This is a genomic window from Larkinella fluvii (assembly GCF_051857545.1).
Lineage (GTDB): Bacteria > Bacteroidota > Bacteroidia > Cytophagales > Spirosomataceae > Larkinella.
On record NZ_JBPZHB010000006.1, the window covers coordinates 332,094 to 354,301 of the forward strand.

A 22,208-nucleotide genomic window follows, 5' to 3' on the forward strand; every position below is an offset into this window, starting at 1 on the left:
TGTATCTTTGCCTTTATAAAATTAGTCAAAAACCGATTGACAAAAGCAACATTGAAATTAGTTAAAAAAAATATTCAGTCTACCGCCCGAAATGTGCTGCTGGCTGAGTCGGAAGCCATTCGGCAGGCGATGGACTGCATCGACGACCAATTTGAGCAAATCGTTGAAACGATTCTGCAAACTTCCGGTCGAGTCGTGGTCACCGGGATTGGAAAGAGTGCAATAATCGGACAAAAAATTGTTGCCACTCTCAATTCCACCGGCACGCCCTCGCTTTTTATGCACGCAGCCGACGCGATTCACGGCGACCTGGGAATGATTCAGGCCAACGATGTGGTGATTTGCATCTCCAAAAGCGGGAACACCCCCGAAATTAAAGTTCTGGTGCCGCTTTTGAAGCGAACCGGTGCCAAACTGATCGCACTGGCTTCCCAAACCAGCTCGTATCTCTGTGTACAGGCCGATTTTGTTCTAAAAGCCTACGTCGAACAGGAAGCCGACCCGCTCAATCTGGTTCCGACCACCAGCACCACCGTGGCCCTCGCACTCGGCGATGCGCTGGCCGTTAGCCTCCTCAACGCCCGGGGATTTACCAGTCAGGACTTTGCCCGTTTCCACCCCGGCGGGTCATTGGGCAAAAAGCTGTACCTAAAAGTTAGTGATATTTATCCACATCACGAAATTCCGACCGTTCCTCTCAACGCGACGGTTCACGAAGTGATTATCGAGATGACCTCGAAACGGCTGGGAGCCACCGCCGTCGCCGACGAAAACGGTCAACTGGCGGGTATTGTCACCGACGGTGATTTGCGACGGATGCTGAACCGTTTCAACACGCTGGATCTCGGGCATTTGCGGGCCTCTGACATCATGACCCCTTCGCCCCTGTCCATCGACCCCGACGAATACGCGACGCACGCCCTCAAAATGATGCAGGATCGGAGCATTACGCAGTTGATTGTCGCCGTCGATAACCAAATCAAAGGCTTCATCCACCTCCACGATCTGCTGAAAGAAGGCCTGATTTAGTTAAGAGTTATGAGTTAAGAATGAAGAGTTAAGACGGGGCCGCCCGTGCGGTTGGCTGACGCATTCATTTTTAACTCTTCATTCTTAACTCATAACTCTTAACTTTCTAGCGTAAGCGGTTCGACTCCTGGACCAGCTTTTCGTCCCGGCGGATAAACCGGTTGGCCAACATGTTGAAAATCAGGGCGGCTACGATGGCGAAAAAACCGTAACGGAAATGGCCCTGATCATCCGGGTTGAAAAAATCCTTGCCTTTGTAGAGCGTCAGGTACAGAACAAACCCCATCAGGGCGGTCAGCACGATGGCATTGATGGCGCAAAGACCCATTTGCAGCAACCGGTTTCGGTATTTGAAAATGGTGAATAACGAAACCCCGGCCACCACCAGCGCCATGAGGGCGAGGTAATAAACCGGCGTAATTTGTGAGCTAATGCCTTGGGTGTACACCAGTTGCCAGGCCGTCAGGCTGGCGGTTTCGGTGGGGCTAGCACCGGTTTTTTCCCAAATCGGGAAGCCTAGTAGCAACGCCATTGAAACGACAATAAGGAACAGAAATATGGTTTGGATGCGTTGAAGCATAGTATTGAATTTTTGAGCTTGCGAAGATACATGAGGAATCCTGAAAAGAAAACAGAAACTCGCATCGTTCTAACCCACGACGGTTCTAGTTCGGCCTACAATTCGGAATTTAAACAGCATTATCATTCCGTTTTTGGTGCCTTGCAGGAATCGCAGCGGGTTTATATCGAACTGGGTTTATATGAAGCTTTCAAATTGTTTGAACAGATTAGCGTCTTTGAAATGGGTTTGGGGACGGGTTTGAATGCTCTTTTGACGCTGTTGGAAGCCGAAAAGTCACAGCGAATCGTTACATATACGGCCGTGGAAACCCAACCACTGTCGCTGGAGGAAGCCAGCCAGCTTAATTTTGATGCCTTATTGGGAAGTCACCACCTGAATTCGTTGCACGAAGCACCGTGGAACCGACCGGTCGCGATTACGCCTTTTTTTCAAATCCTGAAACACGAAGGCCGTTTGGAGGATTTTCGAACCGAAAACCGGTTCAATCTGGTCTATTTTGATGCTTTTGCCCCGGAAGCACAACCGGAACTCTGGACGCAGGCGGTTTTTGAACAACTGGCCGCCATGATGCATCCGGGCGGATTACTGACGACCTACTGTTCAAAGAGTTTGGTGAAGCGGAATCTGAGAGCCGCCGGTTTTCTGGTTGAGAAACACCGGGGGCCCGCCCACAAGCGGGATGTATTGCGGGCGGTTAAACTCGCCTGAACGGACGGTTTTAAACGCGGCTGTTTTTTTACAACAACGAGGTGATGAGTGCGGCTATTTTCTCAAGCTCCCGTACGTCCACCTCGCTGAAATCGTTCAGTTGGTCGCTGTCAACGTCCAAAACCATCGCGACAGCACCGGTTTTGTCAAAAACCGGCACGACCACTTCCGATTTTGAAGCGGAACTGCACGCAATATGACCCGGAAACAACTCGACATCCGGCACCAGAACGGTTTCTTTTCGCGAATAACTAGCCCCGCAAACGCCTTTATCAAACTGAATCCGGGTGCAGGCAATCGGTCCCTGAAATGGCCCCAAAACCAATTGATTGCCTTTTTTGAGGTAAAAACCGACCCAGAAAAAACCGAAGGCTTCCTTTAAGGCCGCCGAAATATTCGCCAGATTAGCAATCAGATCCGGTTCACCGTCGGTCAGAGCCCGGAGTTGCGGCAGCAAACTTTCGTAGATTTCCTGACGGTGGGCGGTTTTCGGAAGTACCAGCGATTCGGCCATGATGCAATCAGACGGCTACGTTTTTGAAATACCGTTTCAGCCACGAATCAGCGGCTTTGATCTGCCAGTTATTGCGCAATTCCGCTTTGGTGGCAACGAGGTTATTGAAAACCGTGGTGTCGGGCGTCAGGCGTCCTTCAGCGACGGCGGTTTTGATCTGTGGCAGGGCAACGGTTTCAATCGACCCATCAGCCGTTACAAAAGCCGCCGAACGATCAAAAAAATCGGTATTGAGCGTCTGCCCGATTTCCCGCACCCAGCGAACGGACGAATCGATGGAGCAACCGCTCGGCAGATGATGCCCTTCATCGACGGCCACGATCAAAAACCGGTTGTTCAGCAATTGGGCCGAACCCAGCAAGGGCGTCCCGTGAGCAGCCCAGCCATCGACGGCGGGTTGCAGATCGGTTTCAATGGCCGCCACTTCGGCGTCGGTCAGCGGGCGGGCCGACTGGTAAACCCAGACGCGGGCCGTATCAGGAAGTTGGTTGAAGGAAATCCACATAGCGTTTCAAATCTTACTTTACAAACTCTGCGCCTGCGCAACGAGTTCCGCGAGGTCGTAGACTTTGACCGAATCCTCCCGGTCTTTGTTCTTGATGCCGTCGGTCATCATCGTCATACAGAACGGGCAGGCCACGGCAATGGTGTCGGCACCGGTCGAAAGGGCTTCTTCGGTGCGTTCCACGTTAATGTCTTTCCGGCCGGGTTCCGGTTCTTTAAAATACTGCGCTCCTCCGGCTCCGCAACACAGCCCTTTGGTACGGGAGCGTTTCATTTCCACCAGATCCGCATCCAGCGCCTGCAACACCTCGCGGGGCGCTTCGTAGACTTTATTGGCGCGACCCAGGTAACACGAATCGTGGTAGGTAATCCGGCGGCCTTTAAACTCCCCTCCTCCTTTCAGCGTCACTTTCCCGTCGTTGATGAGTTGTTGCAAAAACTGCGAATGGTGGATCACTTCGTAGGTACCGCCCAATTCCGGGTATTCATTTTTGAGCGTGTTGAAACAATGCGGACAAGCCGTCACAATTTTTTTGATCCCATAGCCATCCAGCACCTGAATGTTGGCCACGGCCTGCATCTGAAACAGGAATTCGTTGCCCGCCCGACGCGCCGGGTCGCCCGTACAGGTTTCTTCCGTTCCCAAAACGGCGAATTTGATGCCGACGTGGTTCAGGATTTTGACGAAAGCGATGGTCACTTTTTTATACCGGTCGTCGAACGAACCGGCACAGCCCACCCAGAAAAGCACTTCCGGGGTTTCGCCTTTGGCGGCCAGGTCGGCCATCGTCGGCACCTGGTAGTTGGTTTCGGTGTTCATCGTTGGTTATCGGGTTATTGGAAACTCGGCCGGTGCATTGACGTGTTGAAATTGATTGTGACTGATCATTTGGTAAAGGTGGTGCAGAAAATACACCAGACAACCCATAATGGTCAACTCCATGGCGTATTCGATCAGGTTCGCCATCGACGTCAGATCGCTCCATTGGGTAAAAATCGGATTGCCCATGCGCCACCAGTACGAAGGCTGGATCACCACCAGCGCATTGAACAGGATCAGCACCGCCACCTGCCGGCGGCTTCTGAGATCGATGGTATTGAGCAACATCGGCATCAGAAAGATAAACGCGTAATTACTGAACGAGTTTTTATGGATAAACATCATAAAGCAAAAACACAGGGTCCATAAAACCGGTAAGGCTTTGGCATAGGACATTCGCTGCTTCAGTATCATAGCGCCCAGGGTGGTAACGACCACGGTCAAGCCAACGCCACCCCACAGCAACAGACTGGAATAGCTCCGGAAATCGCCGGTGATCGGACTCAACACCGTCCAGAGATTGGGCGCAAAAGGCAGCTCGGCAATCGACATGGGTGTCGTGAATTTTGTTCCCACGAGCGCCACCAGAATTCCCAGCGCGGGCAAACCGGTGATGGCTAATCCGAGAATATAGCGCAACGGTTTTTCAACCAGAAACAGAACCGGAATGATCAGTAAAACCGGCAGGGCTTTGGTGAATATCAGGGCCAGAGCCAGCACCACGCCAATCCATAAACTGTCACCCGTGCGCTGCCATACCAACACGGACAGCGCCCCAAAGAGCCACATCCAGATGTCTTCCTGCCCCCCTAACACACACAGCACCATCGGGCCGACGAGCGTAAGATACGTCAGCATTCGCAGAAAAAGGCCCCGAATTTCGGTTCGGTATGCGCGCCATGTCAGCCAGAGCGCCACGCCTTCCATGAGGATCATCAGGAGAACAATCGCGTTCGGACTATTCCAGAAAGGCAGCAAAAGTGTGGTAACATACGGAAATAGCGGGCTGTAAGGCGTCCAGAAATCACGGTAGACCACTTTCCCCTCCATGGCCTGGAGGGCGGCATCGTAGAAAACCGGGATGTCGGAACCCGATTTCTGGCCCATCAGAATGTAGACGACGATAAACGGGATGATTCGCATCAGCACAAAAACCGTCAGCAGAATCGGCCCCTGTTGCCGCAGGCTCACCTGATCAATCATTTTCCGGAAACGCACGACCCCGATCGTCACCAACGAACCAGCCAACGCAATAGCGATCTTCAAAAAAAGTACGGACATACAAAAGTGGCAACGACCCCGGGAGTTGTTATCTCCTCCCTCATTTTAGTTAGGGAGTAAAAGTAGCCAGTTTTTTCAGGATGGCGCAGAGGCACCCTAAAAATCCAGCCGACGGCCAGTGTCCCTCGTCTACTGATTGACCTGATCGGCCCAGTTGAACCGGTCGCCGGGCGAAAATTTCCACGGGGCCATGTTGTTTTCAACGTTGCTGAACATGGCGTTCCACGAAGCCGGTGCTTGCGCTTCTTCCATGATTTTATACCGGCGGAGTTGCAGAATAATGTCCAGGGGATTGATGTTGACGGGGCATTCCTGCACACAGGCCTGGCAGGTCGTACAGGCATTGATTTCTTCGGTGGTAATGTAGTCGCCCAGTAATGTTTTGCCGTCGTCATGCTCAGGGCCGTTTTGCTGCCAACCGCGCTGAATGTCTTCCAGCCGGTCACGGGTGTCCATCATGATTTTGCGCGGAGACAGTTTTTTGCCGGTGATGTTGGCCGGACAGGCGGCTGTGCAGCGTCCGCATTCCGTACAACTGTAGGCGTCCATCAGGTTTTTCCACGTCAGATCCCGTACGTCTCTGGCCCCAAACCGCCCCGGTTCGGCCGGGGCCTCGTTCGGATCGGCCTGAGCGATGCCGAGCGCCAGTTGCACCTCCTTCGTGATGTCGGCCATGTTCTTCATTTCGCCTTTGGGTTTCAGGTCGGAGAAGTAGGTGTTCGGGAAAGCCAGCACAATGTGCAGGTGTTTGGAGTAGGTCAGATACACCGCAAAGAAAAGAATGCCCAGAATGTGGAACCACCATGTAAACCGCTCGCAAGCCACCAGAGCCGCATCGCTCCAGTTGGCAAATACCGGCATCAGAAACTGGCTGACGACAAACGTGCCGACGTTACTCAACTCGCTATAATGCCCCACTTCGCGTTCGCGCAGAACGCTGTCCGACGCATTCCAGGTCAGGAAAGCCGTCATGAGCAGAATTTCAAGAATCAGGATCAAAGCCGCATCGGTACGGGGCCAGCGGGCCATTTCACGGTGCCGTTCCGGTTGGAAACGCGGCACTTTCGTCACAAACCGCCGGATCAGAAAAACCACGCAGACGATCCAGACACCCAGCGCCAGAATTTCGAAGGTATTGATCAGGAACGGATACAGCGCTCCGGTGTAGGGCGCAAAGAGCCGGTGAGTGCCCAGAATTCCATCGAGCACAATTTCCAGTACCTCGATGTTGACAATGATAAAGCCGACATAAATGACGAAGTGCAGGAGCCCAACGGTGAGGTTGGTCATCATTTTTTTCTGTCCAAAAGCCACTCGCAACATGATGGAAAACCGCTCATTGGGCCGGTCGGTGCGGTTTTCCGGTTGCCCAAGCTGAATGGCGCGCCGGATCAGTCCAGCGCGTCGGATGAGAAACCAGGCCGCCGTTGCCAGGGACGCTACAAATAAAATCTGCTGAAGAATTGCCATACTATTTGGTATAAAAGAAAAAAGCTATACATTTGCACCCACAAAAATTGCTACCGGCAGTACCTGGTGATGTAGCTCAGTCGGTAGAGCAAAGGACTGAAAATCCTTGTGTCGGCGGTTCGATTCCGTCCATCACCACCTCAAAATCAGGCAGTTACGACGAAATGTTGTAACTGCCTTTTTCTTTTCGTAAACAATTCGTAAACAATATTGTGACGTGTCCATTGCAGCTTTTTCTATTTGAAGTTAGATGACGGCAATTTGAAAAAAAGTTATAAAAGAAAATGACCTTACAAGACCTTTTCTTTCGGACACTATTTCTGCCAGTTGCGTAGATTCCGTCATAGTGATGATAATCTGTGGGTTAAACGTTTTCAGGGTAAGTTTATAGTATTATTTTGCGATAAAAAGACCGATGGAAGTTATTTGCCTTGAAGATGCTGCATTTTACACTTTGGTTGAGCAGGTTGTTGCCAGGCTCAAGGAAAAAAACGGCGGAGAAAAAGATAAGTGGATAGCTGATGAAGGGGCCAGGCGGCTTTTCAACCTCAAATTGGGTGTAAGGCCGAAAGAGTGTAGGATTTAGTGGAACAAAATAGGGAACACCATAAGGAATGTGAGGGCGGTCGGAGATTTAAATCTTGTTCAAGATTCCTTTTTTCGGACATAAAGTTCATCTTTCAGTAGAAAATGGCACTTGCCTGGCTGGTCGAAGCGACAGAAAGGCTCCTTACTTTTCGGCCAGTACAGGTACAATTACCGCGTTCCCTTTTACACTAAACGTATAAACGCCGGCTTTTTCATCCCACTGTTTTACGACCGGTACGATGCGGGTCCTGCGCGGACTTACTTTGTCGGATGAGTTGTGAATGTGGTATACGTAATACAATTGCTTGTCCAATCCTTCAAACAGGTCACCATGGCCAGATCCGTTCTCGCCAACGATGGAGCGATGCACGATGGGGTTGTTCTTATATTTTACCCAGGGCCCGTAGGGCGAATCGGCCACGGCATAGCCAATGGCATAATCGATGTTCTGGAAATGGTTGGCCGAATAAAACAGGTAATATTTATTTTTTAATTTGATAACGGTTGGGCCCTCCATAATGGGTGCTGATTTATAATTCGGCGTTGCCTCCCAGGGTTCTGTTTGGTCAAAACATCGTTTCAGGGTTTGGGGGGTTATCTTGCCGGTTTTCAGGTCAAATTCGGCTACATATAGGTAATTGCCTTTATTGAAACGGACGCAGTAGAAGTAATACTTACCGTCGGTATCCTTGAAAATATAGGAATCGATGTTTTTCTCAGACCCATCGATAGGCCCAACCTCTTTTTGTCTGTAGAGTCCCAATAACGATTTTGACTCCGCCAATACGGTTTGCTCATCGGCCGTATAGGTAAGATAATACGTGCCCTTCTCTTTGAGGATTTGTGGTGCCCAGAAGCCCCTGGTGCCGAAGGTGTGGTCGCCTTTGGTCAGGATCATACCCAGCGAATCGTTTGACCGAGCAGGTACGGTCCATGTTTTGAGATCCTTTGACTCTAAAAAGGCAAATCCCTGCGGCCCACCGCTCCCACCTTTAGACCCGGTCAGGTAATATTTGTCTCCCTCAACATACATGGTTACATCAGCAAAAAAAATCTCTCGCTTTGCCTGTGCTGATGCGTGCAATGCCGAGAATAAAAGGATTGAATAAATCAGAATTGATTTCATTTATTCAGGTTATAATTTTTTATCGATTAAACGAAGCTGTACCTCCTCTAAAAGCAGTTGCCATAACTTATCTAACCGTCAGTTAATATCCTCGATTGCGGGAGCAAAAATCCTCCAGACAGATCAGCCGGTCATCATCCAGAGAATAGCGACTATCAAAACATTCAATGATCAGGCCCACTTGCCGATACATAGCCAGCCAGGTTGGACGGAAGATGCTATCACTGAAAGATTTCCTGCTGAAATATGATCGAAAAAACCTACCAGGATTATCTTTTGGCGGTTTCGTTTTCAGCAATGCTTTCCCTCTTTTCAAGGCTTTTCCCTGTCAGTAAAGGCAGGATTCTCCACAATCATTCGCCCCATTTTTTGCCGGGTTTACATCATTTTTTCATTCAGCTTCAACTACTTTCATATACTTGCCGCATGGAACGATTGCATTGTGGAATAACTCCTGAATAAATGAAAACCGGGCGTTGAATTCAGTGCTTAAACAGCATGAAGGCCCAAATTTGTTAACCTTTTATTAACTGGATCATGATCGGAAGCTACCTCAAAACATCGGGGCGCGGCCTAATGCGCAACAAGCTCTTCTCGTTCATCAATATGGTTGGCCTGGCCATCAGTATGTCCGTCGGATTGTTGCTGATCGCGTTCGTGCTCGACCTGCATTCGTACGACCGGTTCCATAAGAACGGGGAAAGAATCTATCGCATTACCAGCATAGTGACTGAAAACCGTGGACAAAGCCGTCCGCGGCCCGGCCAATCGTGGTCCGGAGACAAGTTTGCAACCGCATCCATAAAAACCGGAAAGCTGATCCGGCAGAAAGTGACCGGCATCGACGAAGTGGCGATTGTGCGCAACGACTTTTCGCAGGACGCGAAGATTGGCTCCGCGATTGTTCCCATCAAGGGCTTCTGGGCAGATCCGTCACTGTTCAAAGTCTTTACATTTCCGATGCTGGAAGGCAATCCCGAAACGGCGCTGAAAAATCCTTACTCGATCGTTCTGACGGAGACGGCAGCCAAAAAGTTATTCGGCAACCAATCGGCGCTTGGCAAAGCCATCCGATTCGATACACTCGATTACCAGGTGACCGGTGTCATGAAGGACGTTCCCTTTTTTTCGCACATCAACTTCGAAGCGTTGGTATCGCTGTCGACGGCCGAGCAACTCAACAGGAACAACGACAGCTTCTATAACTGGGCAAATATGTCGTCGAACTACGTATACCTCCGGCTGGCTCCAACGGCCGACCCGGCTTCCATCCAGTCGCAACTCGACGCCCTTGCAAAGGAGGAAAACCGCGCCGAAAAAAAGACAACGATTCAACTTGAGTTGCTTCCTTTATACCAGATTGTAGTCGGAGAGTCGCTCAGTCGCTCCGAAGGAGGGCCTGGCTCCCTGGGCCCTCACATGCCTCCGGTTGTGCTTTGGATACTCGGCGGCCTGGCTCTCGTAGTGATCCTGTCAGCGTGTTTCAACTACACCAACCTGTCGATGGCACGAGCCATGCGACGCTTTAAGGAAGTAGGGATTCGCAAAGCGATCGGTGCCGGAAAGAGCCAGGTATGGCAACAGTTTCTGGTGGAAGCGATCCTGATTTCCCTGGCAGCCCTTCTTCTCTCCTTCTTTATTTTTCTCGTATTGCGGCCGCTGCTGATCAACCTGGCTCCGGAGATGCAGGCCACGGTGAAGCTCGAGCTCACTCCTTCGATGATCGTAGCTTTTATTGTTTTTTCGGTTACCGTTGGTGTGATTGCCGGTTTCATGCCCGCCCTATTCTTTTCGAAAGTCAGCGCAATCAATGCGCTCAGGAATGTGGCCTCGGTGAAAGTGTTGAAACACGCAACAGTCCGGGCCGCGCTCGGTCGACGCGCTTTGGTGGTGATTCAATACACGCTCACCCTGATCTTTATCACAACAACCGCCGTTGGCTATGTGCAGTATAAAAACATACTGGCATTCGACCTGGGATTCAACACGGAAAACATCCTGAACATTACGATGCAGGGGAACAAACCCGATGGGTTTCTGAAGGAACTGAGCGAGATGCCGGAAGTAACCGCAGTGTCCCGGTCTTTAATCATTACCAGCGTTGGGAATGCCTGGGGCGGTTTTATGAAATACAACGATTCGCGTGACTCTGCCTTGATCATGACCAACCACGTCGACGAAAACTACTTGTCGCTGCATGAATACAAGCTCATTGCCGGGGGGAATTTTAAAGCCCGACCCACAACAGCCGAAGCCGTCACGGAGGTGATCGTAAACCAGCAACTGCTAAAAAGATTTAACATTGGTAACAACGACCCCGAAAAAGCAATCGGGAAGGAGATCACATTTAACAGTTTCAAATTACGTGGACGCAGGATGACCATTGTTGGCGTGATGAAAGATTTTCACTACGGCAAGGTCGACAACCTCGTCGGACCGGTAGCCTTCATGCCCTGGACACCTGAAGACCAAGCAGTCATTAATGTTAAAATACAAAGCACGGACCTGCTGGCGACCAGGGCCAGAATCGAGGCCGCCTGGAAGAAGTTTGATCGTGTTCATCCTTTTCAGGCTGAATTTTATGACGAAGCCATAGAAGATGCCTACAGCGAATTTTCCATCCTGATCAAAATCATCGGTTTCCTTTCATTCCTTGCCATTTCGATCGCATCGATGGGTTTGTTCGGGATGGTGGCCTATACAACCGAAACCAGGCTGAAGGAGATCAGCATCCGCAAAGTGATGGGCGCCACTTCCGGTAACCTGATCTACTTATTAAGCCGTGGTTTTCTCCTCTTGCTGTCCATATCGGCTCTCATTGCGCTGCCCGTAACATACTTTTTCTTCGAAAACGTCGTACTCACCAATTTCCCGTATCACACCCCCGTGCAAATCATCGAGCTATTCGTCGGCTTGCTGGCGGTTTTGCTGATTGCCTTCATCATGATCGGATCACAGACGATGAAGGCGGCAAGGCGTAATCCGGCGAAAGTGCTGAGGAGTGAATAAAAGAAAATCCACGATTCTCTCCTGCAAAAAAATAACCTAAAGCGTCCCTTTCGGCACACTTTAGGTTACAGAAAAAAGTTGCTCGTTTACTTAAAAGCGGAAACCGAGGTTAACAGCAAACGTCCGGCGCTTGGCATCGGCATCATCGAACACATTCTGAAAACCGTGGTTATACACCGCATCCAGCGTCAAAGGGCCCAGATTGATACCCGCTCCCAGCAAACCGTTCAGAATCGTGCGATTCAGATCGTCTTTCTCCAATTGAAAATTGTTGTCGCCAATGGCCACCAGCGAAGACAGTTCAGCCCCTGCCTGAACCCGCAAGCCCAGTGCGCTGCCAATTCGCAGACCGACGTAGGCCGGAATCGCCAGAAAATGCTGGTCAATTTTGCCACGAACTTCACCGGAAACCGATCCCGGCGTGGTGCCCTGACCCGTCCGGATCAAATCGGTGGTTGAATTCCGGTATTCAAGGCCAATTTGTCCAAAAACCGTTCCGCCCGTACGACCGTACAAGCCGGCCTGCCAACCAACGCGGTAGGCGTCGGAGGGAATGGGTTCGTTCATAAAACGGGAGAAGTTCACCCCCGCATAGATCCCGAATTTACCATCTTTCCCGGCAGGCCGATCCGCCTTACTACGGTTATCACGGCTCATCTGGTCGTCCGTCGATGAAGTGGTCGTCGTGGTCGTGGTCACCGTATTGGCGCTGTTCGCAGCGGGGGCGGGAGTCGTTGAGTAGGTCGTACCGGTTGTCTGCGTTGCATTATTGTCCGTCGACATGGTGCTTGGCGTCGTCGAATAGGTCGTACCGGTTGTACGGGTCGTGTCGGTTGCCGGTGCGCTATAGGTCGATGTGCTCGTTGTAGACGTCGTGTTGGTAGTGTTCTGACCGATCGCCAGTTGCGCCCCTAAAAGGCAGCTTGCCATTAATGTGAATTGTGCTTTCATAACGGTTTGGATAACGTTGATTAATAATAGGTGCAATATTCATTGCGCCTAATTAAACCGTGTTCGCATCAACAATGTTTTTCTACCTACCCTTTAACCAACAAATCAGGCTAAGCCAATCATTTCAATCTTCACATAATCAGCCACTTACAAACCAAAACATTGTTTTGGTAAAAAAAAATACAGGGTAATATTTGTACAAGACACGCGCTATGCCGGGTTAAACGTTCTTTCTATTAAATAAAGCGCAAACTGTGAGATTATTGACCCCGGAGGGGTCCGATGTTAATAGCAAATCGGTATTTCAAGAGCTCCAGGCGTACCGGGGGTACGCAACTAAGCCTATATCGCGTACCTCCGGCACGCCTGGAGTTCTTGAAATACCGATTTGCTATTAACATTACGTGCCGCTGGCACTTAAACAACTGTTAGGCATGGGCATCATCTCATAGTTGGCATTAAATAGAGCACCCGGTATTCGGCCTGAACCACAAACCTCCTGCCGGAAAATCCGGCGCAGTTCTGATTCCCGAAAAGGTTTAATACTTTTGTTCCATAAACCCCTACTTCATGAAACGACGTACCGCCTTAAAAAGCCTGATGATGGCAACGGGGAGTCTGGTGACGCTACCCGCCTGGGCTACCGGCTGGACGCCCGAAACCGTTGGTCAAACCACCTTTGCATCCCGCGCCGAAGAAACGATGCTGGCCGAACTGGTCGAGACGTTCATTCCCGAAACCACCACGCCCGGTGCCAAATCCCTGAAAGTGCATCAGTTCGTCATGCGCATGATTACCGATTGTTACGATCAACTGGCGCAAGAACTCTTGAAAACCGGACTGGCCAAAACCGACCAGTTTGCCCAGCAGACGTACAATAAACCGTTTACAGACTGCGACGCCACCCAACGCACCGACCTCCTGCGTCAACTCAGCGCGGCAGTCGAACCGGAAACGCAGCAATTCACCAATCTGATCAAAGGCCTGACCATCCGGGGGTATACCAACTCGGAATATTACCTCGTCAACGTCCGGAAATACGTCATGGCACCCGGTTTTTACCACGGTTGTGTAGACCTTATCAACAATTGACCCTTCCTCTCCTATGTCATACTTCAATATTGATTCGGTAAAAGACCGCACCTACGATGCCATTGTCATCGGCTCCGGCATCAGTGGCGGCTGGGCGGCCAAAGAACTGTGCGACAAAGGCCTGCGCACGCTGGTACTGGAACGCGGCCGCGACGTCAAACACGTGACCGACTACCCCACCACGATGATGAATCCGTGGGAATTTGAACACGCGGGACAAATTCCAAAGGCGCTGAAAGATGCCAATCCGATTGCCAGCCGCTGCTACGCCTTCAACGAGGACGCGGCCCATTTTTTCGTCAAAGACGCCGAACATCCGTACGTTCAGGAAAAACCGTTCGACTGGATTCGGGGCTACCAGGTCGGCGGGAAGTCGCTGATGTGGGCGCGCGGCACCCAACGCTGGTCGCAGTATGATTTCGAAGGTCCCGCCCGCGACGGTTTTGCGGTGGAATGGCCCATCAGCTATGCCGACATCGCGCCCTGGTACAGCCACGTGGAGCGGTTTATCGGGGTGGCCGGCAACAAAGACGGTCTGGCGCAATTGCCGGACGGTGAATTCCTGCCTCCCCACGAGCAGTCGTGTGTGGAAAAACACTTCACCGACCAGATGGCGACGCATTACAAAGGCGCGCGACCCATCATCATCGGCCGCTGTGCGCACCTGACCCAACCCAAGGAAATTCACCTGAAGCAGGGACGCGGACAGTGTCAGAACCGGAACCTTTGCCAGCGGGGATGTCCTTTCGGCGGGTATTTCAGCAGCAACTCGTCGACGCTGCCCTGGGCGGCCCAAACCGGCAAAATGACGCTCCGTCCCGATTCCGTGGTGCATTCGATTCTGGTTGACGGCAAAAAAAACAAGGCGACGGGCGTGCGCGTGATTGACGCCAACACCAAACAGGAGACGGAATATTTTGCCAAAATCATCTTCGTCAACGCGGCTTGTCTGAACTCCAACCTGATTCTGCTGAATTCCAAATCCAGCCGGTTTCCGAACGGTTTGGGAAATGACAACGGTTTATTGGGCAAATACATGGCTTTCCACAATTTCCGGACAACCATTTCGGCCGAATACGAAGGCTTGCTCGACAAAACCACCGACGGTATCCGGCCCAACGGCAGCTACATTCCGCGTTTCCGCAACGTCTTCAAGCAGGAAACTGACTTTCTGCGGGGCTATGCCGCCGGTTTCAGCGGCAGCCGGATTACCAGCAACGACACCGCTGGCATCGGTGAAGAACTGAAGGCAGGTTTGTTTAACCGGAAATACGGCAACTGGCGCGTCGGCTCGCACATGATGGGCGAGACCATTCCCAAAGAAGAGAGTTTTGTGGCCCTGGATTCGGAGTTGAAAGACGCCTGGGGCATTCCGCAACTGCGGGTGTCGGTGGGCTACGACGACAACGACGAAAAGATGATCCGGGATTTCCACGAGCAAATGTCCGAAATGCTGACGCTGGCCGGTTTCACCAACATCCAGACCCACGACAAACCCGACAAAGCCCCGGGTCTTGACATTCACGAAATGGGCGGTGTGCGGATGGGCAAAGACCCAAAAACGTCGCTGCTCAACAAGTGGAACCAGTTTCACACCTGCAAGAACGTCTTCGTCACCGACGGCGCCTGCATGACCTCCACCTCCACCCAAAACCCGTCGTTGACCTTCATGGCCATCACGGCGCGGGCAGCCAATCATGCGGTGAGTGAGTTGAAGAAGGGGAATTTGTAGGAAAAAAGATGGTAAGCTAACCGTTAGCTTACCATCTTTTTTTTATAGATTAAATGTTTGCCCAAACATATTAAGTATACCATAGAGACCCAAAGTGTCTATAGAAAAAACAGCTCAATCATTTGACCATCCCGTAGGGATGCAACAGCCGAAGGCGTCGGTAGAAACAACCGCAATCATTTGATCATCTCGTAGAGATGCAACAGCCGAAGGCGTCGGTAGAAACAACCGCCCTACCCCTCACGGTGTCCCGTAGGGACAAAACCGTCCTTCAAAACGAACAACCCACACCACCATGCCAAACACCTACACCCAAATTCACCTGCATTTGGTCTTTGCGGTGAAACACCGAACCGCCGTCATTTCGCCATCGTGGAAATACAAACTGTACCAATACATGACGGGCATCATCCACAACCATACGCACAAACTCCTCGCCATCAACGGCATGCCCGATCACGTTCACCTGTTAATGGGAATGCGTCCGACTCAATCATTATCCAATTTGATGCAGCAACTCAAACAGGACTCGTCAAAATGGATCAATGAAAACCGCCTGACGGCCAACCGCTTTGCCTGGCAGGAAGGCTACGGCGCATTTTCATACGGCAAGAGCCAGCTACCCGCCGTCATTCACTACATTGAAAACCAGGAAGAACACCACCGAACCCGAACGTTTCTAGACGAATACCGCCGGTTTTGGATGCGTTCGACGTCGACTATGACGAACGGTATTTGTTCAAGCCGTTAGAATGAGAATTCACCCCAAAGTAATAACCAGGAACGAGCCAAACCATTTGTCCCGAAGGGACGTAACAGCGCAGCATCGGTAGCAATGTCGATTCTCCCAACACTCCCGCGTACCGTGAAGCACGCAACAATTCCGGTTGTGTACCTGACGGCACACGGGGAGTGCGAGAATTGACATTGCTTGCTACCGACGCTGCGCTGTTCAGCGCCTGACGGCGCAAAAAGCGGCACAACAGTTCCGGCTTTTCGATAGAATTGTCTTGCTATGATTTACCTCGACAACAACGCCACGACACGGATTGACCCCTGATATGAAAAATACTGATTCATAGTTACCTCGCCTGCTAGCTGGTTTATCACTGTGGAATTTAGTACGTTCGCCAAACAATAAACTATATTGCAACCTGTTGATCATGACTACTCAGCCAGCCAATGACACACTTGTAGCTTTATTGAAAGATAAAACGGATTTTACGATTGCCCAAGAGCAAGGCTGGTATCGCATTCCAGTCAGCACCCGCGTCCCTGATATGGTAAGGAAGGGCACGATCAAATACATAGCCTTTTACTTCAAGAAAATATTCGGTGACTGGAAATATTCCATTCGCCAGTATACACCCGTAACAACAATCACAGAAGTAACCCGGCGCGAGTTGATGCCGCATCAATCTTACCACCCAAAAGCCGGAAACAAATACTACAAAATTAGCTTTGGCCCCTTGCAGGATTTACCCCGTCCCATTGTAAGTCATCGGGGACGTCAACTGCTCTTCATTCCGACCACACTCCACAAATTGCTGGAAGCAGACGAAATCAACGACATATTCGCAGACAGCCCTTTGGAAAACCGCCTGTGGGCCGAACTCAAAAAGAATAATCTTCCTGCCGAACGGCAGTTTTTCCTGCAAACGAATGAGGCTAACTGGATTTGTGATTTTGCCTTCTTTTGCAAAACCGGCACCATCAATGTTGAATGCGATGGTGATGCCTATCACATGAAACCAGAACAGGTAATCTATGATAAAACCCGTAACAACGAAATTACCGCCGTTGCAAACTGGGCCGTTCTGCGATTCACGACGAAACACCTTATGGAAGACATGCCCTACACTATTCAAACTATCAAACGAAAAATTGACAAATTTGGAGGTTTACATTATGCCCGGGAGGATGCTTTTAAATACGTCTCAAAAAAAGACGGACAGCTAGGATTATTTGATTAACGACTACCCTAAACTGCCTGTCTGCGCCTAGCCAGCACGAATGTCTTCTTAGAATAAGTGATTCAACATTGATCTGTTTGTAGTCTACAGGTTTTTGGGCTTTTAAACTCCCTAACCATTTCCAAAAAAACAGGGGCCAGTTCCCAAAGAACCGCCCCCGCTTTCACCCAATACCAATTCCGAAACCTACTGCTTCGTGTAATACGGATCGAGAAACAGATACCGCGCCCGGTTTTTCTCCGTCTCCAGGCGGGTGTTCACGTCGATTTGCATAAACTGAACGCTGTTGCCGCTGTTGATGGCGGGCCAGTTGGGCAACCCGGAACCGTTCGGATTCCCGGTTTTGACGAAGTTGGCGAAATACTTCTGCATCACTTCGGACACTTTATAATCATCGGGTGTCCAGGCGTAAACCTTGTTTTTCGGCAGGTTCCCCATCGCATACTCGATCTCGGCCGAGTGGACGGCCCCGCGCGCGGGCGGTACTTTTACAGCATTAGCATCCGTTGATTTTACCACACCACCCGCCAGACCGGGAGCGGCATTACCCATTTCGGGCACCATCGCCGGGCGCGGACGCGAATAATAATACCGGTACACTGGTTTGCCACCGCCCGTTTTGCTCTGTAAATCCGCCCATTTCCAGGTGCTGTACGCCAGAAAACGGTCGCCCGCCAGCGCCGTCGCCGATTCCAGTACTTCCTCTTCCGTCGAACCCGGATAGAGTTTCAACACTTCCTCGGCGCGGTCGTTATAGAGTTTTTTTACGGCATTGGCATAGCCCTCGGGCGTCGGTTTTTCCTGTCCCAACACCGCCCGAGCGTTCATTTCTTCCGAATTCCAGCCCGCCAGCAGCGGCACCTGCGCCTGCTCGCCAGCGGCAAAAATTTCCATCGGCGGTTTCGGGAAGAAATACCCATCCACCGTCGCGCTAAACCGGGGGGTGCCGGGTTTGCCCGTGGCTTCAAGCAGTTTTTCTGCCGGCATGGCCCTTAAATCCGCTAAGGAACTGGCACCTACGCCCTTCGCAAAAGCCGCTCCGGCTTCTTCACCTTTCGCCAGCGGAACGGGCGGCAACCCACCCAGCAACGAACCACTTTCGCCAATGGCTCCGGCAATCAGGCCTTTCGACAGGGGCGATGCCATCAGGCCGCTCACCGCAATTGACCCCGCCGACTCTCCGGCAATGGTCACCCGTTTGGGATCACCGCCAAAAGCCGCAATGTTTTGCTGCACCCAGCGCAAAGCCGCAGCCATGTCCAGGTACGCATAATTCCCGGACGATTGATGGGCCGACTCCTTCGTCAACTCGGGATGCGCCATAAAACCGAACACATCGAGCCGGTAGTTGACCGTGAGGGCCACCATGCCCTTGGTCGCCATGCTCTCGCCGTCATAGCGCCCTTCCGAGCCGTCACCGGCGATAAAACCGCCCCCGTAGAAATACACCAGAACCGGCAGTTTCTCCTTGTCCGATTTGGCGGGTGTCCACACGTTCAGGTACAGGCAATCCTCACTCATGCCATTCGACCGGAATCCCATGTCGCCAAAAACCGCGCGTTGCATGGCCCGGGGTCCAAACTGGTTGGTTTTCCGCACACCCTGCCAATTTTTAACGGGCTGCGGTTCTTTCCAGCGTAGCTCACCAACGGGCGGCTGGGCAAACGGAATGCCTTTAAAAGCCCGGATTCCCGTAGGCTCGGTAACGCCCTCGACCACGCCATTGGCGGTTTTGGCTTGCGGGGGCGTCTTGTTCAATTGCGCATTTGCCATCTCGGCTACCTGAATCGTCAATACCGTCAGGATTAAAAAGGTTTTCATAGTCTTTTGTTTCGTATAAAATGAGAACTTGCAAAGCATCCATCAAAAGCACACGACTTAGGAATAAGCGAATCTTTTATTGTCTCATTTTGTGAACAATAATAGAGATTTACCCCAACCTTTACAACGGCAGGACGTAAAGACCTTGATCCGATCGACCCTGTATGGCTTCCATCCGCTTCGAACTCACCACCCCCGACGACGACCGACCCGTATTTATTTCCGGGCCGTTTTGCCAGTGGTATCCGGATGTAGAGCGGTTTCAGCTACAGAAAACCGGGCCGGGGAAGTATGGTATTGAACTGCCAGCCGGTTTTGCTCCGCTGGAATACAAATACACACGCGGAAGCTGGGATTCGGTCGAGCTGAGCGCGGCTGGCGAAGGCGTTCCGAACCGGGTTTCCCGTCGCCAGATTGGCACCCGCCGGGATGTGGTTCCCCACTGGCGGTGGTTTGGCCTGCCGTTCAATCCGGCTTTTCTGCCCAAAATTAGCCTGGTCAGCGATGCCTTTGACGCGCCACAACTCAATACGACGCGCCGGATTCGGGTGTTGCTGCCCCACGATTATGACACTTCCAACACCCATTACCCGGTTTTGTATTTGAACGACGGGCAAAATCTGTTTGGCGAAGGTTCATCGTTTGGCAACTGGACTATCGACCAGAAACTGGCGATTCTGGCACACCGGCATCACCACCAAATCATCATCGTCGCCATCGACCACGGTGACAGCGAACGTGTTGCGGAATTTCTGCCCTACAACACCCGGCTCGCCAATGGAAAAGGACATCATTACCTCGACTTCATCGTTCATACGCTAAAACCGCACATCGACGCCCAGTATCGTACCTTGCCCGACCGAACTCACACCGGTATGGGCGGCAGTTCGATGGGCGGTTTAATTACCGTTTACGCCGGTTTGCTGCATCCGTCGACCTTCGGAAAGCTGCTGGTTTTCTCGCCTTCGCTCTGGGCGGCTCCCAACGTGTACGCCGATGCGATGCGGTTTTACCATCCCGAACTGACGAAAGTGTATCTGTACGGCGGGAAACAGGAGTCGGCCTACATGGTTCCGGCCCTGGAGCGTTTGCAAGAATCCTTGTTGCGGCAAAAAAGCAGTTCAAACCTGAAAATCCATCGATCCGTCGATCCGAAAGGAAAACACACTGAAAGCCGCTGGGGCCGGGAATTTCCGCAGGCCGTAGAATGGTTGTTTTTTTGATCGTTACCTTTGCTGTAACCTTACTTTCCGATGCAAATCCAACTCACGACCACCCAGCCGCTGTCTGCCGACACGCTCATTCTACCGATTCAGCAAACCGATGATTTGCCGGAAGTGCTGAATGCTCTGGCCGACCGGTTTAACCTGACACCGGCTGCTTTGCAGCACGATTTCAAAGCCGATTTCCGGGAAACCCTTCCAATCTATCAGCCCGAAGGACGAAAAACGTATCTGCTGGGTTTGGGAAAAGAACTTACCGCCATAGTCTGGCTGCGGGCGTTTCGAGATCTGTTTTTCCGCCAGAAAGACCGGCTGACCCCAACCGTCGGCGTCGATCTGAGCGGTTTTGATGCCGACGTCATCGAAAGCGTGGTGCTGGGCATTCGCTGGGGTGGTTATGACCTGAAACTGCACAGTACGGATAAACCCAAAACCACTGAGTTTTATTCGGAAGAAGGAGTTCTGGAAATCTATATCGCTGATCAACAGCAAGGTATCGCCGAAGAAGTTCTCCATCGCGCGGAAGCCATCGCGGCCACGCACCGGCAGATGCTGGATCTGATGAATTCGCCGTCCAACTACAAAATTCCGCAAGTCCTGGCCGACTGGGCCATTGCTTCGGGACAGCAACACGGCTATTCCGTGACGGTTTTTGACAAGGCCGAAATCGAACGGCAGGGATTGCTGGCTCTATTGAGCGTCAACAAAGGCAGCGAACATCCGCCGGTTTTTATCATCGCGGAATACAAACCCGACAATCTACCGGACGCTAAAAAAGTGGGCTTGGTGGGCAAAGGTGTTACGTTCGATACGGGCGGTATTTCCATCAAACCGTCGACCGGGATGCACCTGATGAAGAGCGACATGGGCGGAGCGGCAGCGGTTTTGGGAACGATGGAAGTGGCCGCTAAACTCCGGTTACCGGTTCACCTGATTGGCATTATTCCGGCAACGGAAAACATGGTCGACGGCCACGCGACCAAACCCGGCGATGTCATTGGCTCCTACCTCGGCAAAACCATCGAGGTGATCGATACCGACGCGGAAGGCCGCATCATTCTGGCCGACGGTTTGGGGTATATGGTGCGCAATTTCCAACCCGACGTCCTGATCGACCTTGCCACCCTCACCGGCAGCGTCATCGGCACGCTGGGGTATCATGCCGCCGGTTTGTTCAGCAATAACGACGATCTGACCAGCCAGCTCCTGAAATCCGCAATCCAAACCGGCGAACGGTTGTGGCCGCTGCCACTCTGGGATGTGTACAAGGAGGACATTCAGTCGGATGTGGCCGACCTGAAAAACTTCAGTGGAAAACCGCTGGCCGGTGCCATCAGTGCCGCCAAATTTCTGGAAGTCTTCACGGAAGCCCATCCCGCATGGGCGCACCTGGACATCGCCGGCATGGCGTTCACCGACACAGAATTTGGAACGCAGAAGAACGCAACCGGTTTTGGGATTCGGTTGTTGATTGATTTTTTGCGGAATGGTTGATGTAGATGGTTTGATGGTTAAAATGGTTTTGATGGCTACATTGTTAAAAATGGTTAGATTGGTAAGGGGCATCGTGAAAAAAAATAGCCCCGGATTTTAATCCGGGGAAAAGAAATCGCGAAATTGACGATGAACCGTTTCAACGGTTTAAGCGCTCCAAAACCGTTAAAACGGTTGATAAACCGGGCACTTCCATCACGAGCCCCACGGTTAAAACCGTGGGCTAATTATCAACCATTCAACCACCAAACAATCATTATAATCATTCAATCATCAACAACCATCCCATC

Annotated in this window: 17 protein-coding genes, 1 tRNA gene and 1 pseudogene; 10 read left to right on the top strand and 9 right to left on the bottom strand. The window is 51.5% G+C overall.

Translation table 11 applies throughout. The annotated features are described in order from the left end of the window. Positions 1–51 precede the first annotated feature (51 nt). Positions 52–1,029, top strand: a complete 978-nt coding sequence (locus tag ACS5NO_RS17645; protein ID WP_439416387.1) for a KpsF/GutQ family sugar-phosphate isomerase — start codon at positions 52–54, stop codon at positions 1,027–1,029. A gap of 106 nt (positions 1,030–1,135) precedes the next feature. On the opposite strand, the gene ACS5NO_RS17650 is transcribed toward ACS5NO_RS17645, so the two are convergent. Beyond that, complete coding sequence (locus tag ACS5NO_RS17650) at positions 1,136–1,609, bottom strand: DUF4293 domain-containing protein (RefSeq protein ID WP_439416388.1); 474 nt, start codon at positions 1,607–1,609, stop codon at positions 1,136–1,138. Positions 1,610–1,639: 30 nt separating this feature from the next. On the opposite strand from ACS5NO_RS17650, the gene mnmC2 reads away from it, so the two are divergent. After that, entirely contained in the window at positions 1,640–2,320 is a 681-nt protein-coding gene (gene mnmC2 / locus ACS5NO_RS17655; RefSeq protein ID WP_439416389.1) for a tRNA (5-methylaminomethyl-2-thiouridine)(34)-methyltransferase MnmC2, read from the top strand. A gap of 28 nt (positions 2,321–2,348) precedes the next feature. Here the strand turns inward: mnmC2 and ACS5NO_RS17660 are convergent, their stop codons facing one another. The 5 genes from ACS5NO_RS17660 to ACS5NO_RS17680 form a co-directional block, all read right to left on the bottom strand. After that, positions 2,349–2,834 (bottom strand): free L-methionine (R)-S-oxide reductase MsrC, encoded by a 486-nt coding sequence (locus ACS5NO_RS17660; protein ID WP_439416390.1) that lies wholly within the window; start codon positions 2,832–2,834, stop codon positions 2,349–2,351. Between the two features lie 7 nt (positions 2,835–2,841). Then, positions 2,842–3,339, bottom strand: coding sequence for a hypothetical protein (locus ACS5NO_RS17665; RefSeq protein ID WP_150878088.1), 498 nt, complete (start codon positions 3,337–3,339; stop codon positions 2,842–2,844). 18 nt (positions 3,340–3,357) lie between these two features. Continuing rightward, positions 3,358–4,158: a (Fe-S)-binding protein gene (locus ACS5NO_RS17670; RefSeq protein ID WP_439416391.1), complete on the bottom strand. Its 801-nt coding sequence runs from the start codon at positions 4,156–4,158 to the stop codon at positions 3,358–3,360. Positions 4,159–4,164: 6 nt separating this feature from the next. Then, positions 4,165–5,439, bottom strand: coding sequence for a hypothetical protein (locus ACS5NO_RS17675; protein ID WP_439416392.1), 1,275 nt, complete (start codon positions 5,437–5,439; stop codon positions 4,165–4,167). Between the two features lie 129 nt (positions 5,440–5,568). Next, a complete protein-coding gene (locus ACS5NO_RS17680) occupies positions 5,569–6,909 on the bottom strand; it encodes a 4Fe-4S dicluster domain-containing protein (RefSeq protein ID WP_439416393.1) in 1,341 nt (446 codons plus the stop codon). A 65-nt stretch (positions 6,910–6,974) separates the two neighbouring features. Here ACS5NO_RS17680 and ACS5NO_RS17685 point away from each other — a divergent pair. Beyond that, a tRNA-Phe gene (locus ACS5NO_RS17685) sits at positions 6,975–7,047 on the top strand. Between the two features lie 592 nt (positions 7,048–7,639). Here ACS5NO_RS17685 and ACS5NO_RS17690 read toward each other — a convergent pair. Further along, positions 7,640–8,623, bottom strand: a complete 984-nt coding sequence (locus tag ACS5NO_RS17690) for a glycoside hydrolase family 43 protein (protein ID WP_439416394.1) — start codon at positions 8,621–8,623, stop codon at positions 7,640–7,642. Between the two features lie 537 nt (positions 8,624–9,160). On the opposite strand from ACS5NO_RS17690, the gene ACS5NO_RS17695 reads away from it, so the two are divergent. After that, positions 9,161–11,632 carry an ABC transporter permease gene (locus tag ACS5NO_RS17695; RefSeq protein WP_439416395.1) on the top strand — a complete coding sequence of 824 codons (2,472 nt, stop codon included), beginning with the start codon at positions 9,161–9,163 and terminating at the stop codon, positions 11,630–11,632. A gap of 90 nt (positions 11,633–11,722) precedes the next feature. On the opposite strand, the gene ACS5NO_RS17700 is transcribed toward ACS5NO_RS17695, so the two are convergent. Continuing rightward, positions 11,723–12,583, bottom strand: coding sequence for an outer membrane beta-barrel protein (locus tag ACS5NO_RS17700; RefSeq protein ID WP_439416396.1), 861 nt, complete (start codon positions 12,581–12,583; stop codon positions 11,723–11,725). A gap of 570 nt (positions 12,584–13,153) precedes the next feature. Between ACS5NO_RS17700 and ACS5NO_RS17705 the strand changes: the two genes are divergently transcribed. The 4 genes and pseudogenes from ACS5NO_RS17705 (at position 13,154) to ACS5NO_RS17720 (ending at position 17,380) form a co-directional block, all read left to right on the top strand. Further along, positions 13,154–13,675, top strand: a complete 522-nt coding sequence (locus ACS5NO_RS17705) for a gluconate 2-dehydrogenase subunit 3 family protein (RefSeq protein ID WP_439416397.1) — start codon at positions 13,154–13,156, stop codon at positions 13,673–13,675. Positions 13,676–13,688: 13 nt separating this feature from the next. Next, the gene (locus ACS5NO_RS17710) at positions 13,689–15,407 is read left to right on the top strand and encodes a GMC oxidoreductase (RefSeq protein WP_439416398.1); all 1,719 of its coding nucleotides are present in this window, start codon (positions 13,689–13,691) and stop codon (positions 15,405–15,407) included. A gap of 295 nt (positions 15,408–15,702) precedes the next feature. Then, positions 15,703–16,163 (top strand): annotated as a pseudogene (gene tnpA, locus ACS5NO_RS17715) (IS200/IS605 family transposase). A gap of 407 nt (positions 16,164–16,570) precedes the next feature. Then, positions 16,571–17,380, top strand: a complete 810-nt coding sequence (locus tag ACS5NO_RS17720) for an endonuclease domain-containing protein (protein ID WP_439416399.1) — start codon at positions 16,571–16,573, stop codon at positions 17,378–17,380. A 186-nt stretch (positions 17,381–17,566) separates the two neighbouring features. Here ACS5NO_RS17720 and ACS5NO_RS17725 read toward each other — a convergent pair whose 3' ends face one another. After that, positions 17,567–19,201, bottom strand: coding sequence for a carboxylesterase/lipase family protein (locus tag ACS5NO_RS17725; RefSeq protein WP_439416400.1), 1,635 nt, complete (start codon positions 19,199–19,201; stop codon positions 17,567–17,569). 164 nt (positions 19,202–19,365) lie between these two features. Here ACS5NO_RS17725 and ACS5NO_RS17730 point away from each other — a divergent pair, with 164 nt between their 5' ends. Next, positions 19,366–20,424: an alpha/beta hydrolase gene (locus tag ACS5NO_RS17730; RefSeq protein ID WP_439416401.1), complete on the top strand. Its 1,059-nt coding sequence runs from the start codon at positions 19,366–19,368 to the stop codon at positions 20,422–20,424. A gap of 30 nt (positions 20,425–20,454) precedes the next feature. Next, positions 20,455–21,918 (top strand): leucyl aminopeptidase family protein, encoded by a 1,464-nt coding sequence (locus tag ACS5NO_RS17735; RefSeq protein WP_439416402.1) that lies wholly within the window; start codon positions 20,455–20,457, stop codon positions 21,916–21,918. Positions 21,919–22,208 lie beyond the last annotated feature (290 nt).